The following is a 14,420-nucleotide window of genomic DNA, read 5'->3' on the forward strand; positions in this document are numbered from 1 at the left end:
TACCGTTTTTTGTTTAAAAGGAGGCGTAAATCAATGAGTATGTTGAATGAAATAGATACAGAATTTGAAAGCAGAAATGTTTTTAGGACAAGAGAAGAAAAAGTAGAAATTAAAATTGAAGATTTAAGTATGGTTTACCAAGATAAGAATGGTGGAGAACCAGTAACAGCACTTAAGAATGTTAATTTAGAAATTAAAGAAGGAGAATTTATTTCATTACTAGGTCCTTCTGGTTGTGGAAAGACAACATTACTTCGTATTATAGCTGATCTATTGCAACCTTCTTCAGGAAAAGTGATAGTACGAGGACAAAGCCCAAGAGAAATAAGACTTCAAAAGAAATATGGCATCGTATTTCAAAATCCAGTTCTATACGATTGGAGAACAGTAAGAAGAAATGTTTGTATGCCAATGGAGCTTCTAGGAATGAAGAAGCAGGATCGTACTTCAAGAGTTACGGAAATGCTTGATCTAGTAGGACTTACTAACTTTGGTACGCATTATCCTTATGAATTAAGTGGAGGGATGCAGCAAAGGGTTGGTATAGCAAGAGCATTAGCCATTAATCCGGAAATACTTCTTATGGATGAACCATTCTCAGCTTTAGATGAATTTACACGTGAAAAGCTTCATGAAGATCTTTTAGAAATATGGACAAAGACCAAAAAGACAGTAGTTTTTGTAACCCATAATATTTCAGAAGCAGTATTTTTATCGGATAAAGTTGTGGTTTTATCTCCACATCCAGGACGTGTTTCTGCTGTGATTGATATTGACATACCAAGACCAAGAAATATGGAGTCAAAACAGTCAAAACAATTTTATGATTATATAACCAAAATAAGAAATAGCTTTGAGGGGGTATGATTATGATTAGCAGGAAAGAGAAATATAAAGTTAATCTAGTTTGGGCTATAGGCATCTTTATAGCTTGGGAATTAGTAGCTTTCTTTCTAGAACAAGTGATGCATGATCCAATGGCTGGAGCAAAATTGCCTTATCCACATAGTGTCATCATATCAATAGCAGAAAATTTCACTGATTTAATGAGCGCGGCTGGACTTACCTTTTCAAGAGCTGTATTTGGGTTTGCACTTGGAGCTGCAATAGGATTTGTTTTAGCAATAATTATGAGTTTATCGAAAATAGCAGAAAAAATATCATTACCTTATTTAATAATATCACAAATGATACCTGTTTTAGGGTTAGCTCCTATAATCTTTACTTTAGTCAGGGATATGAATACTTCTAGAATAGTAATTGCAGCATATATCACATTTTTCCCAGTTTCAGTAAATATGCTTAGTGGATTAAATAGTGTAGAAAGCGATAAAAAAGAATTGCTATACTCATATGCTGCAAAAAAGAAAAGCATATATTATAAGCTTATGATTCCATATTCAATGCCATATTTATTTGCTGGTTTAAAAATAGCGGCACCAATGTCAATAACAGCATCTATCTTAGTTGACATGTTAGGTTCAAGTGGTGGAATTGGAGTGAAACTTTTATACTCGTTATACTCAGGAACAAAAGATGTATTCTGGGGATCAGTAGTTACCAGCGCTTTAATGGGGATTTTAAGTTATTTTATAGTAATATTATTCGAAAAAATTTGTATGCCTTGGAGAAAACAGACTACATAGGGAGGTAATTTTATGAATGAAAAAATTAAAAATGTCTTATGGCCTTTAGGCTTTGGAATATTAATGATAATCGCATGGCAAGTTGGTATCATTCATGATGCATTAGGTTTTAAACCCTTTCAATTACCAGTACCATCACAAATTATTAAAACTTTAAGTGATAATTTTTCTAAAGCTCTAACTGACACGATGATTACAGTTTCAGGGGCATTGGTAGGACTTGCTTTAGGATGCATAATTGGATTTATTGTCGCAGTGATAGCTACGCAGTTTCCAAAGTGGGGATATACAGGACTTAGTGTAATAGCTGCATTTAATGCAATTCCAATAGTTGCATTATCGCCTATTATGAATCGTTGGTTTACAAGTGGTTTTGCACAAAAAGTTGGTGTTGTAACGGTTGTATGTATGGCAGCTATGGCAATTAACTCCTATAGGGGATTAAATGATTTAAAACCATTTGCAAAAGATTTATTAGAGTCATATGCAGCACCAGAAAAAATTATATTTTTCAAGCTTCGTTTACCCAATTGTCTTCCGAGTATTTTAACTGCATTAAAAATTAATGTGGCGGCAGCAATAATGGCGGCTATGATAAGTGAATACTTTGCAGCATCAACTTCAGGGATTGGGTTTGGAATTAAAGATAATTTAAGAAAAGGAATGATGGCCATGGGGTGGTCCTATATAGTAATGGCAGCATTAGTTGGGATTGTTTTATACTTAATTATTTTATTAATAGAACGTAGAACCATAAAATGGCATGCATCACAAAGATAATACCAACTTTAAAATAGAAAAGTTTAGTTCAACCTAATATACTATTTGCTTTATAAGCAAAATTGAAAGTCACCGATATCTCTTAGAATTTCAAGAGAACACATAGATGGCATGTATAAGATAAATAATATTTATTTAATAAGGAGGAATTTATTATGAAAAAGAAGTTATTAGCTTTAGGGTTAGCTGTATTAATGATGGGGACGATGCTTATAGGATGTGGATCAAAAACATCAGAAACAACAGCGAAAGATGCAACTAAATCAGAGGATACTACAAAGAAGGATGGGGAGTTAGAAAAAGTAACACTTCAATTAAAATGGCTTCCGCAATCACAATTTATGGGATATTACGTAGCAGCAGCAAAAGGTTACTATAAAGATGAAGGAATAGATATTCAAATTCTTCCAGGAGGAAGTGACATTATTCCAGAACAAAATGTTTATAATGGTGTAGCTAATATAGGGGTAACTTGGGTTTCAAGTTTAATGACTTACCAAGCTCAAGGGTATGATTTACAAGAAATCGCTCAAGTATTTCAAAAATCAGGCATGTTACTAGTATCTAAAAAAGAAAAAGGTATTAATTCGCCAAAAGATTTAGCTGGTAAAAAAGTAGGTAACTGGTTTGGTGGTAATGAATATGAACTTCTTGCACTACTTTCAAAATACAATTTAGATAAAGAGAAAGACCTAAAACTTGTACAACAAGACTTTACAATGGATCAATTAAAAGAAGGATCAGTTGATGCAGCATCAGCAATGACTTATAACGAATTTGGTTTATTACTTGAAGGCGGCATGAAGAAAGAGGATTTAAATGTAATTGATATGAACAATGAAAGTGTTGCAATGATGGAAGATTGCTTATTTGTAAACTCTGAATGGGCAGGTAAGAATAAAGATTTATTAGTTCGTTTCTTAAAGGCATCTATAAAAGGTTGGAAAGATGCTGTCCAAGATCCTGAAGCAGCAGGAAAAACAGTTTATGATGTAGATAAATCAGTTTCTTTAGATCACCAAGTTTATATGGCGAAAGAAGTTGCTAAACTTGTAGCACCTCAAGGATTTGATACTTCAAAAATTGGACAAATCGATATGAATGCAATTAAGCAAACAGGGGATTTCTTAAAACTTTATAATAAAGATTTAGCTAAAACTCCAGTGGTAGACGATACAACATTCACTTCAAAGTATTGGGAAGAAGCAACAAAATAATATGATAAAAATTGATTCCTGTGTGGTTAAATCCACACAGAATCATCTTAAAATTTATATAACAAAATTTTAATTTGAGAAAGTAATTTATCACAAAAGAACTAATTTATTAAAAATACAAATACATTAGGAAGCTCAAATCAAAAGTACAACAAAAAGCAGAAGCATTAAAGAGAAAATTATTAACTAAATTAGTTATTTAGATATTAAGGATATATATAAATGGAAGGAGAATACTTATGGATTTAATTATTAAGAATGGAACTATTGTAACACCATTAGAATCTTATGTAGCTGACCTTGCTGTAAAAGGTGGAAAGATTGTAGCGATTGGAACAGGTTTTTCAGAAGAAGGTGCAAGTGTTGTAGATGCTAAAGGCAAGTTAATATTACCAGGGGCTATAGACGCACATACTCATTTAGCTATGCCGTTTGGAGGTACTGTTTCAGCTGACAGCTATCTTGCCGGAACACGGGCAGCTGCTTGCGGAGGTGTTACAACAGTATTTGATTATCCAATGCAAAGAAAAGGCAACGGAATAATTGAAACCATTGAAACAAGAAAAGAAATGTGTGATCCAGAGGCGTGCGTAGATTATGCATTTCATTGTATCATAACTGATTTAAATGAAGGAACTATCTTAGATGAATTTGAAGATGCGGTTGAATATGGTGTACCTAGTTTTAAATGTTTCTTAGTTTATAAAAAAGAGGGGATGATGGTGGATGATGCGACTTTAGTGAAAATACTATTGAAGGCTAAAGAAACTGGGGCGATGACAAACATCCATGCTGAAAATCCCGATTTGATTGATTTAAATATTGAAAACTTCTTAAAAGAAGGAAAAACTTCAGCATGGTATCACTACTTAAGCAGACCAGAATTTGTTGAAGCTGAGGCAGATAAAAGGGCAGTGCATTTAGCTAAATCCATAGGAGCCCCACTATATTTAGTTCATATGGCAGACAAGGAAGGATTAGAAACTGCTATTGAAGCCAAAAGAGAAGGTCATGATATATATGTTGAAACATGCCCACAATATTTGGAATTTACGTGCGATGTTTATAAAAGAGAAGATGGCAGAAATTTTGTATGTTCACCACCAATGAAAGGGCAAGAAAGTCAAGATGCACTTTGGAAAGCTATTAAATCAGGAGATATTGATACTGTAGCTACAGACCACTGCCCATTCCAAAGCTATGAAAAGGACTGGGGGAAAGATGATTTTACGAAGATTCCAAATGGGTGTGCAGGTGTAGAAAATTTATATCCATATATGCTTTCAGCAGCAAATGAAGGAAAAATAACTTTTAATAGAGCGGTAGAATTATGTTCATTTAATCCAGCTAAAATATTTGGATGTACAGAAAAAGGTTCTCTAACAGTTGGAAAAGATGCAGACATTGTAATTTATGATCCAAATAAAGACTTCACAATTTCGGTAGAGAATATGCATTCAGATTATGATCATACAATTTGGGAAGGAAAAACTCTTCATGGATATCCAGTTCAAACCTATGTGCGTGGGAATTTAGTTTATGATAATGGTGAATTCGTTGGAAAAGCAGGATTTGGACAATTTGTGAAACGAGTAGGAAGAAAGTAAATAGGAACTTGGCTTAGGTGATATTTAGTGCCTGGACTGTAGTTCAAGTTATCTAGGATTATGATACTGTTATCTACAGATTAAGAATAATGAGAGTTATAGTGGCTAAACATCAGATAAGCGATGATTTAGGAGGAATGGAAATGAGTAGTTTATTTTATAAAGATATTTCAACAAATGAATATGTGTCAGGGTGTTTGTTGTGCGATGAAGCACCTTGTCGCAAAGCTTGTCCCCACTCCATTGAAGTGGATACTATTATCCGTTCTTTAAGGTTTGAAAATAAGGCTGGGGCAGTAAATAAACTGCCCAATCTACTTCCTTGTGACACATGTGAAGAAAAGCCATGTAAGGAGGCTTGCTTAAAAGGGAAAATTAATGAATCAGTACCAATTGACAAAGTTATGAAAGCAATATCAACTGAATCTAGAGTTAAAGAAAATGAAGTTGATTTAGAAATAGACTTCTGTGGGGTGAAGTGTGAAAATCCATTTTTCCTTTCATCATCAGTAGTTGGAAGTAATTACGAAATGGTAGCTAAAGCATTTGAAATGGGCTGGGCAGGGGTAGCATTTAAGACTATTGGAATGTTTGTACCAAAGGAGGTTTCACCAAGGTTTACTGCTTTAAGTAAAGAAAGTGTTCCATTTGTTGGTTTCAAAAATATAGAGCAGATTTCGGATCACACATTGGAAGAGAATATAGGATTTTTAAAAAGATTGAAAAAAGACTATCCAAGCAAAATTATTGTTGCATCAATCATGGGGCAAAACGAAGAAGAATGGACTAAATTGGCCAAGCTAATGACAGAGGCAGGAGCAGATATTATTGAATGTAATTTCTCATGCCCGCATATGACAAGTAAAGGCGTAGGTTCAGATGTTGGACAAAATCCAGATTTGGTAGCACTATATACTAAAGCTACTAGAAAGGGAACAAATTTACCTATACTTGCAAAGATGACACCTAATATTGGAAATATGGAAATACCAGCAATGGCTGCAATGGAGGCAGGAGCAACAGGTATTGCAGCAATTAATACAATTAAGAGTATTATGAATCTAAACCTAGAAAACTTTGAATCGGAACCTAATGTTGAAGGTAAGACTAGTGTAGGAGGATACTCAGGAAAAGCAGTAAAACCAATTGCTTTACGCTTTATTCATGATATGAAAGCTTGTGAAGAACTAAAAGATGTGCCAATAAGTGGGATGGGCGGTATTGAAACATGGAAAGATGCAGCTGAATTTATGGCCTTAGGATGTGAAAATTTGCAAATAACAACGTCTGTAATGCAATACGGGTATAGAATTATCGATGATTTAATTAATGGGATGAAATTATACTTAAGTTCACAAGGTTATAAAAATATATCTGAAATTGTTGGTAGTGCTTTACCTAATATTGTTCCAACAGATAAACTTGATAGAGATAGTATTTGTTATCCAAGGTTTGATAGGCAAAAGTGCATAGGATGTGGACGATGTTACTTATCATGTTATGATGGTGGGCATCAAGCAATTAAGGTAGACATAAATACAAGAATGCCAATATTGTTAGTAGATAAATGTGTAGGCTGTCAATTATGCAGTACTGTATGTCCTGCAAGAGCAGTAGAACCAGGAAAGAGAGTGAAAAAATAATTACTATACTAAATTTAAAGGGGGATATTCATATGTTAACTTGTAATAAAGAAAGGCTTCAAGAGAAAATCACAACATTTAGTAAATTCGGGGATACAGGTAAAGGAGGAATCACGAGGTTGTCTTTATCACCTGCTGCTTTAGAAGCAAGAGAGGAATTTTGCAAAAGATGCAAAGCACTTGGTATGGAAATAAAAACCGACGATATGGCGAACATATACGCAACCATTCCTGGAGAGGAAAAGTTACCTGCTATTATGATGGGATCTCATGCTGATTCAGTTAAACAAGGTGGTAATTATGATGGTATTTTGGGAGTTCTTACTGGATTAGAAGTTGCAGAAACTATAGTAACTGAAAAAATAGCTCATAAACATCCAATCACAGTTGTTATATGGACTAATGAAGAAGGGGCACGCTTTGAACCAGCAATGATGTCATCAGGTGTTATTACAGGAAAATTTGATAAAGATGTTATGTTAGCATCTAAGGATACTGAAGGAGTTACATTTAAGGAAGCATTAGAAGCTAGTGGATATATGGGAAAAATAGAAAATCGAATGAATCCAGAAAAATACAGGGCACTAGTTGAATTACATGTTGAACAAGGACCTGTTTTAGAAGATGAAAAAATTGATATAGGGGTAGTTGAAGGTGTTTGTGGAATGATAAATTATGAATTTACATTTAAAGGTCAAGCAGATCATGCTGGAACAACTCCAATGAAATATAGAAAAGATGCTCTATATGCGGCTGTAAAAACTATTCAATATCTTCATGATGAACTAGACAAGCTTGATAGTAAGCTAGTATATACAACAGGAAAGATTTCAGCTCATCCAAATATCCATACAGTAATTCCTGATTATGTTAAATTCACTTTGGATGCAAGGCATCAAGATCCAGAAGTAATTAATAAAGTTCTTGAAATAATTAAGGCTATTCCTAAAGTTGTTGAAAAATGTGAAACAAGTTATGAAAAAGCTTGGTCAAGAAATACAGTTCATTTTTATTCTGACTTTGTAGATTATGTTGAAAAAAATGCAAAAGAATTTGGATATTCAACAAAAAGAATGTATAGTGGTCCGGGACATGATGCACAATTTATTACAGATATCATTCCAACTACAATGATCTTTGTTCCAAGTGAAAAGGGGCACAGTCATTGCGAAAAAGAATTTACACCACTTGAAAACTGTTTAAAGGGTGCAAATGTTTTGTTGAAGACAATATTAGATATTGATAATAATTAATTTTTATAACATTAAATAAAAACAATTTCATGGCATAAACATCATGAAATTGTTTTTATATTTACAATTAAAAAAAGTATAATTGTACTATTTTTTACTGATATAACATTTATATATGATTGTTTGTTCCAGGTTCTGAAATATTTTTAAGAGCAACCTCAGCATTATCCTGTAGATTTGGTTCTTGTGAAATATCACCAAGAGAAACGATACCGATAACACTGTTATTTTCTACAATAGGTAATCTTCTTATTTGATGTCTGCTCATTAGTCTTACTGCATCATGAACATCCATATCAGGACTTCCTGTAACAGGATTTGAAGTCATATAATCACATATCTTTTGTTGGTCTGCACTTGCACCTGATGCTACACAATCCAAAGCAATATCTCTATCTGTAATCATTCCAACTAATTTGTTTGAGTTATCACAAACAGGTATTGCGCCCACGTCAAACTGTCTCATCATTTGAGCAGCTCTTTCAATAGAATCTTCTGAATTTAAACTCACTATATCTTTTGACATTACATCTTTTATTTGCATAATGATCACCTCCAAAAATATATTTCCCTATGAATATGTTTTTTATTATTAAAAGTTCTTAGCTAATAAAAATTTAGAATGAATAGATTTATCGAAATATTTATGTTAATTCTTGAAATAAAAAACGCAGAAAAAACATCTATTTTTTAAGAGAGATGAAATATTATTAAATTTTAATTAATAGGATAAAGTTAACATTTAAAATGTTATAATATTGTAGAGTAATATTACTTAATACTTTCACGCTATAAAAAGTGAAAAAGAGAAGTAGGAGGATAAAATGAATAAAATTGTGTTTCTTAATGCAAGCAGAATAAACTTTGATGGACAACTTGATTTTTCATCGCTAGATAATTTAGGTAAAGTGACTAAATATGAAGATAGCAGCAATGATGAAATCTTAGAACGGGTAAAAGAACAAAATATTGTAATTACAAAGGAACTTACAATTAACAAGGAGTTAATAGAAAAGTTTCCATCTAGTGTTAAATTAATTTGTGAGGCTGGTACTGGGTATAATAATATTGACATTATAGCAGCAAGAGAAAAAGGTATATCTGTATGCAATGTACCAGGATATAGCAGCGAAGCGGTTGCACAACTAGTAATTACATTTATTCTAAATTTAAGTTCATCATTAGCGCAACAGCAAAGAATGATTGAAAATAAAAATTACAGTAATTTTACTAAATATCTTCAGGTTCCTCATATAGAAATACAAAATAAAACACTTGGAATTATAGGCGCTGGATCTATAGGAATACAAGTCATGAATGTAGCTAAAGCATTGGGAATGAAAATACTTATATACAGTAGAAGCTATAAAGATTTAAGCGATTCAAACATCAAATTTGTCAGCCTTGAAGAACTTTTAAAAGAAAGTGATTTTGTTACAATACATTGTCCACTTACAACAGAAACAAGGTATCTTATTGATAAGTCTAGATTAGATCTTATGAAATCGTCATCATTTATTATAAATACATCTAGAGGAGCCATTATAAAGGAAACTGATTTAATTGAAGCTTTGAATAATAAAAAGATTGCAGGTGCCGCACTTGACGTTCAAGATCCAGAACCTCCAGAATTAAATAATCCACTTTTTAACATGGAAAATGTCATTCTTACTCCACATATAGGTTGGAAATGTTTTGAGTCTAGGCAAAGGCTTATAAATTTATTAGCAAATAATATAGAAGCTTTTATTAAGAACGAACCTGTTAATATTATTGTTTAAAATTAAGTATCAAGTAATAAGGATATTTTTGAATTTACAATAGATTCACTAGGTCTTATATGACAAAAAATTATATCCCAGCAATTAGTTAATACTAATTGTTGGGATATATTCTAATTGTTTATCGCTATTTAGAAAATTAGTGAGGCCGTTTGCTCATTTATTTGCTTTACATATTTTAACCATCTCACCATGATCTCCAATCCAGCATTTAATTCCAGGATATTTTGCATTAAGATAATCATAGAACAATATAGGATTTTCGCTATTATCATCAAACATTTCATAGTGCCCGGGAACGACCAAATTAGGCTTAATAGCTCCAGCTAAATCAACTGCTTCTTGATAAGTTATATTTCCTATTAAATTTTCTCTATATCTTTTCGCATCGCGCCCATTGATAGGAAGAAACATAATGTCAAAGTTATCCCACTGCTTTAATTTTGAGAAGATACCATCATACATACATGTATCACCAGAATGGTATACAGTACATCCATTTCCCTCAATTGTATAGCCTAAGTATGGATAGAGACCAGACGGATCTTGATCTAAGAACTCATGAGCTGAAGGAATTGCGGATATTTTTAAATCTTTTTCTGAAATGGATAATCCATCATCCAGACCTATAAATCTATTTTTAGGTATTTTCAAGTCATCTGAAAGCTCAGTGATAAGAAGCTTTGGAACTACAAATTTTGCGTTGGGCGAACTAATAGATAATTGGTGCCATACATCTCGATCAATATGGTCAGGATGATCATGAGTGCCAATTATAAAATCTGCATTGACAATTTCCTCTGGCTTTAATAGTGGAGGAATATTTCTATTAGGCCAATCCGATAGAAACACATCTAAATAGATAGTAGTTTCAGCTATCTTAATAGCATATCCCAGCTGTCCAAGCCACCAGAACGCAACATCTCCATTTTCTAAAATACATTCATCAATATCTTTTATTAATTCAATTCCAGTTTTCATAATAACACCATCCTTTTTGAAATAATTATATATTACCACAAGTGGTTCATATTGTAATTATTTTTTTGAATAGTAAGAATTTGAGAATAGAAAAAATATGTTATAATTAGAGAAATAGTTTTGAGAAAATAAGATAATGATAGGATGAACGAAAATGAATCTAAAAGAACTAAATAATGAAGATATTGAAATTATCTATAATGAACATATGATAAAAGATTTTCCGTATGGGGAATTAAAGCCTCTTGATGTAATACAGAAACTTAATAAAAGAAAAAATTACATATGTATAGGCTTGTATAATAATAATGAACTTCTAGCATACGCACTTTTAGCTTCATCAAAATCATATTTGTTAATTGATTACTATGCGGTATGCAAAGAGCATAGAGATGAAGGAATTGGAAGTGAATTTTTAAGTATACTACAGGAGCATTTTAGAAATTATGATGGAATTATAGTAGAAGTAGAGAGGGTAGAATGCGGACCTAATGAAAGTGAGAAAATTATTAGAAAAAGAAGAATTGACTTTTATAAAAGAAACGGGATGAGAATGACAGATATTTATTGTAAATTATTTGATATAGATTATTGCATTATGTGTTTATGTAATGTAGATCTTGAAGATCTGGCAATTTATACAGGATTAAAGGATATATACAAAGAAATAATTCCAGGAAGCTTATATTCAAAATATGTTGAATTAAGTTATGTATAGTTTAAATTCTTAAAATATAAAAGTTCTATTTTTACTACATTAAATAAGAGCGAAGGCTTATTGAAAAATATAATTTTAAAATATATAATAATGTTATTAAACAGCTACCTAAACCAAAGCTGTAAAAAAATAAAGATAAATTAATTCTTTCAAAATGGCTATGAAGTCTAATTTTTATACTAACAAAGTATATGAATTAGACTTTTTTTATTCTTTAGAAAATTATATTCCAATAAAATTTGTGGATAACTTAAAAAAAGTTGATTGATTAGTTCTTGTATTTTAAAAAGAATAAAAAAGAAATCTTATTCGCCTGCCAAATTTTTCTCACATGCGTTCGAAAAGGCAGATGCGTGAAAAAATCTCAGGCTCCACAGTCGCCTGCGATTTTGTTCTTTCTGTTAATTAAAAAGATCAAATTTTTTTGTAATTAAAATAAAATTTATTACAAAAGAATTTATAGAAATTAAGTTATAAACATGGAGGTATTTATGGTTAATGAAATAGCAGTTTGTGTAAATGATTTTGGAGAGGCTACTGAATATGAGAAAAGCAAATTTATTAAGGTTTTTTCAAAGCAGGGAAATGAATGGAGAGTGGTTAAAAAATTAGTATTTGAATTTTGTTATACAAAGGATAGTAAAGAAATTTATTTAGAAGTTTTAAATATTGCGCAGGAACTAGGAAAATGCAAAGTTTTCGTTGCTAAGAATTTTTCGGATTTTGTGCATACTACATTAGATAAAATGGGGTTGAGTTTGTGGAATATGGATGGAAATCCAATATGTTTTTTGGAGTATATATTAGAACAAGAAAAAGAGGCGGAGAAAGTAAGTAAATTTATAAATCATTCAGATATAAGTAATAATAGGCAATTTATTATCTCATTAGGTAATGGGGAATGTGGGCGTTATATATTAAATCTTAAGAATTTGCAGAAGGATAATATAGGTATTACGTCTAAGCAAGCTTTGAAGCCATTTCTAAATAGAAAAATTTTTAATGAGCTAATAATAGCCTGCAGTCATATTCCAAATTGGTTAGAGGAAGATTTAACAAAATTGAATCTTAAATTTCAGTTTTCAAAGATTGGAGAAAGTGATTATATTGTTGTAATAAATAATTATGATGGGTATTAGGATTTAGATTCTAGATTCAGTATTAAATGCAAGGAGGAAAAAATAGTGGATATTGAAGTGCGTAATAATAGAAAGATAAATGTAAGTTCTTTTTCAAAAATTATTGCTGAACATTTAAATATTGATAGTAACATTATAAGAAATTATATATTTGCTAATATAAGTATAAGTCTAACGAGAAGCAAAGAAATGAAAAAAGATATTGATAAAATATATTATGAGGATAGACTGAAATATTATAATGCGGCTATAAATGACACTTGTATAAATTATACTACTATAAAGCAAGCAAATATTGAACAAGAAATATATTCACGTAGGATTGTTGGGGTACTTATAGAAGGGGAAACGGATAGTACAGTAAGAAGCAAAATTATTAAAGTTCTTAGAAAGTATTATCCAATTATATATAATGCTGTAAAGAAGCATGATAAGAAAATATTGAAAAATAGATACATGAAAATGGATTTAATAACTAGAAATATAGAAGCAAAATTTGATGCGGCAGTATATCTATATTTTGCTATTTATATTTCACAAGAAATAGTAGATCAAGGGTTCGTAATTTCTATTCTAAACGATATTGAGGAGTTTGAATCTAAAAATTTTATAAATGAAAATATTGAGATGGAGATTGAAAATTATAAGAATAAAATAAAGGAAGTTAAGTTGCTAATAAAGCAAAAGTTTGGGAAGATATATAATTTTAAAGATATCTTGAGACATAATAATGAAGGTGTTAGAAAGTTAGGCGAAATTTTAGAGGATTTGTTTATAATGAATGGGATCAATATAGAGAGTATGTTTGAAGACTCGCAATTTATTTGTATCGAGAAAATTATACTGCCGTATGTGAGGATGGCAAAAAATGAAGACTCAGACATAATTTTATTTTGTATTGTTAGTGGAATATTTATACAATCACTTATTAATGAGTATAAGAAGGCTAGAAGCTTATATTTTAATAATATGGAGGAGTCAAATAGCTATAAATTAAGCATATTAGAGGAGCAGATTAGTGAAGTTAAAAAAGAAAACATTAGCTTGAAAAATAAACTTGATTATTTTAACAAGGAAAAGTTAATGTATGAAAAGAGGCTGAAGTCTGAATTAAGCAAGCTAGATAGCATATATAAATTAGAAATGAAGAAGAAGGAAGATCGAATTAGAATTCTTGAGAATAAATTAAATGAAGAAAAGATTTTAAAATTGGATTTAGAATATTTAAAAGAATATGAGTTTAATTCTGATACTAATCACAAAATTTCGGATTGTAACAAAAGATTAGAGAAATATACTATCAGCAAAAAAATTATTATAATTGGCGGAGATAAGGAATGGAGAAGGCGATTTAGAATAAAATATCCAGAAATAAGAATGTTAAATGGTTTCAACGAAAACTTTGATATAAGAATTTTAAATACAGCTGATTACATATTTTTTTATACTCAATATATGAATCATTCCACGTTTCATAGAGCTATGGATTTTATTAAGCTTAATAAATGTAAATTTGGATATATAGGAAAGACGAATATAGATCTTGTAGAGGGAGAAATTATCGAAAAAATAGTTTCATGCGAAGGAAATCATGAAGAATCTATATACTAGAAATAATTAAATTTTTATGTAACAAAGAATTTATGGGTGATTTA

Annotated in this window: 13 protein-coding genes; 11 read left to right on the forward strand and 2 right to left on the reverse strand. The window is 31.1% G+C overall.

What is annotated here, in order from left to right; translation table 11 throughout:
• The first annotated feature begins 33 nt into the window (after nucleotides 1-33).
• The 7 genes from KEC93_RS09900 (at nucleotide 34) to KEC93_RS09930 (ending at nucleotide 8,146) form a co-directional block, all read left to right on the forward strand.
• Entirely contained in the window at nucleotides 34-867 is an 834-nt protein-coding gene (locus tag KEC93_RS09900; RefSeq protein WP_077306094.1) for an ABC transporter ATP-binding protein, read from the forward strand.
• 2 nt (nucleotides 868-869) lie between these two features.
• Nucleotides 870-1,646: an ABC transporter permease gene (locus tag KEC93_RS09905; RefSeq protein WP_012058170.1), complete on the forward strand. Its 777-nt coding sequence runs from the start codon at nucleotides 870-872 to the stop codon at nucleotides 1,644-1,646.
• A gap of 12 nt (nucleotides 1,647-1,658) precedes the next feature.
• Nucleotides 1,659-2,426: an ABC transporter permease gene (locus KEC93_RS09910; protein WP_077839406.1), complete on the forward strand. Its 768-nt coding sequence runs from the start codon at nucleotides 1,659-1,661 to the stop codon at nucleotides 2,424-2,426.
• 155 nt (nucleotides 2,427-2,581) lie between these two features.
• Complete coding sequence (locus tag KEC93_RS09915) at nucleotides 2,582-3,643, forward strand: ABC transporter substrate-binding protein (protein ID WP_012058172.1); 1,062 nt, start codon at nucleotides 2,582-2,584, stop codon at nucleotides 3,641-3,643.
• Between the two features lie 239 nt (nucleotides 3,644-3,882).
• Nucleotides 3,883-5,250, forward strand: a complete 1,368-nt coding sequence (hydA, locus tag KEC93_RS09920; RefSeq protein WP_023975844.1) for a dihydropyrimidinase — start codon at nucleotides 3,883-3,885, stop codon at nucleotides 5,248-5,250.
• A 143-nt stretch (nucleotides 5,251-5,393) separates the two neighbouring features.
• Nucleotides 5,394-6,893 carry an NAD-dependent dihydropyrimidine dehydrogenase subunit PreA gene (gene preA, locus KEC93_RS09925; protein WP_172462756.1) on the forward strand — a complete coding sequence of 500 codons (1,500 nt, stop codon included), beginning with the start codon at nucleotides 5,394-5,396 and terminating at the stop codon, nucleotides 6,891-6,893.
• A gap of 32 nt (nucleotides 6,894-6,925) precedes the next feature.
• A complete protein-coding gene (locus KEC93_RS09930; RefSeq protein ID WP_077868558.1) occupies nucleotides 6,926-8,146 on the forward strand; it encodes a Zn-dependent hydrolase in 1,221 nt (406 codons plus the stop codon).
• A 109-nt stretch (nucleotides 8,147-8,255) separates the two neighbouring features.
• On the opposite strand, the gene KEC93_RS09935 is transcribed toward KEC93_RS09930, so the two are convergent.
• Nucleotides 8,256-8,690, reverse strand: a complete 435-nt coding sequence (locus KEC93_RS09935; RefSeq protein ID WP_012058176.1) for a CBS domain-containing protein — start codon at nucleotides 8,688-8,690, stop codon at nucleotides 8,256-8,258.
• A 280-nt stretch (nucleotides 8,691-8,970) separates the two neighbouring features.
• Between KEC93_RS09935 and KEC93_RS09940 the strand changes: the two genes are divergently transcribed.
• Complete coding sequence (locus KEC93_RS09940) at nucleotides 8,971-9,927, forward strand: NAD(P)-dependent oxidoreductase (RefSeq protein ID WP_077868557.1); 957 nt, start codon at nucleotides 8,971-8,973, stop codon at nucleotides 9,925-9,927.
• Between the two features lie 156 nt (nucleotides 9,928-10,083).
• On the opposite strand, the gene KEC93_RS09945 is transcribed toward KEC93_RS09940, so the two are convergent.
• Complete coding sequence (locus KEC93_RS09945; RefSeq protein ID WP_039772907.1) at nucleotides 10,084-10,908, reverse strand: MBL fold metallo-hydrolase; 825 nt, start codon at nucleotides 10,906-10,908, stop codon at nucleotides 10,084-10,086.
• A 154-nt stretch (nucleotides 10,909-11,062) separates the two neighbouring features.
• On the opposite strand from KEC93_RS09945, the gene KEC93_RS09950 reads away from it, so the two are divergent.
• From KEC93_RS09950 to KEC93_RS09960, 3 genes are all read left to right on the forward strand, one after another.
• Complete coding sequence (locus tag KEC93_RS09950; RefSeq protein ID WP_077306112.1) at nucleotides 11,063-11,626, forward strand: GNAT family N-acetyltransferase; 564 nt, start codon at nucleotides 11,063-11,065, stop codon at nucleotides 11,624-11,626.
• Nucleotides 11,627-12,117: 491 nt separating this feature from the next.
• Nucleotides 12,118-12,765, forward strand: coding sequence for a Fe-only nitrogenase accessory AnfO family protein (locus tag KEC93_RS09955; protein WP_077868556.1), 648 nt, complete (start codon nucleotides 12,118-12,120; stop codon nucleotides 12,763-12,765).
• A 45-nt stretch (nucleotides 12,766-12,810) separates the two neighbouring features.
• Nucleotides 12,811-14,376, forward strand: coding sequence for a hypothetical protein (locus tag KEC93_RS09960; protein ID WP_077868555.1), 1,566 nt, complete (start codon nucleotides 12,811-12,813; stop codon nucleotides 14,374-14,376).
• Nucleotides 14,377-14,420 lie beyond the last annotated feature (44 nt).

The organism is Clostridium beijerinckii (assembly GCF_018223745.1).
Classification (GTDB): Bacteria; Bacillota; Clostridia; order Clostridiales; family Clostridiaceae; genus Clostridium; species Clostridium beijerinckii.

What these genes read in the sequence shown, in the direction of transcription:
- KEC93_RS09910 (WP_077839406.1), top strand. Translation starts at nt 1,659, where the DNA reads ATGAATGAAAAAATTAAAAATGTCTTATGGCCTTTAGGCTTTGGAATA.
- KEC93_RS09950 (WP_077306112.1), top strand. Translation starts at nt 11,063, where the DNA reads ATGAATCTAAAAGAACTAAATAATGAAGATATTGAAATTATCTATAAT.
- KEC93_RS09940 (WP_077868557.1), top strand. Translation starts at nt 8,971, where the DNA reads ATGAATAAAATTGTGTTTCTTAATGCAAGCAGAATAAACTTTGATGGA.
- hydA (WP_023975844.1), top strand. Translation starts at nt 3,883, where the DNA reads ATGGATTTAATTATTAAGAATGGAACTATTGTAACACCATTAGAATCT.
- KEC93_RS09900 (WP_077306094.1), top strand. Translation starts at nt 34, where the DNA reads ATGAGTATGTTGAATGAAATAGATACAGAATTTGAAAGCAGAAATGTT.
- preA (WP_172462756.1), top strand. Translation starts at nt 5,394, where the DNA reads ATGAGTAGTTTATTTTATAAAGATATTTCAACAAATGAATATGTGTCA.
- KEC93_RS09930 (WP_077868558.1), top strand. Translation starts at nt 6,926, where the DNA reads ATGTTAACTTGTAATAAAGAAAGGCTTCAAGAGAAAATCACAACATTT.
- KEC93_RS09955 (WP_077868556.1), top strand. Translation starts at nt 12,118, where the DNA reads ATGGTTAATGAAATAGCAGTTTGTGTAAATGATTTTGGAGAGGCTACT.
- KEC93_RS09935 (WP_012058176.1), bottom strand. Translation starts at nt 8,690, where the DNA reads ATGCAAATAAAAGATGTAATGTCAAAAGATATAGTGAGTTTAAATTCA.
- KEC93_RS09905 (WP_012058170.1), top strand. Translation starts at nt 870, where the DNA reads ATGATTAGCAGGAAAGAGAAATATAAAGTTAATCTAGTTTGGGCTATA.
- KEC93_RS09915 (WP_012058172.1), top strand. Translation starts at nt 2,582, where the DNA reads ATGAAAAAGAAGTTATTAGCTTTAGGGTTAGCTGTATTAATGATGGGG.
- KEC93_RS09945 (WP_039772907.1), bottom strand. Translation starts at nt 10,908, where the DNA reads ATGAAAACTGGAATTGAATTAATAAAAGATATTGATGAATGTATTTTA.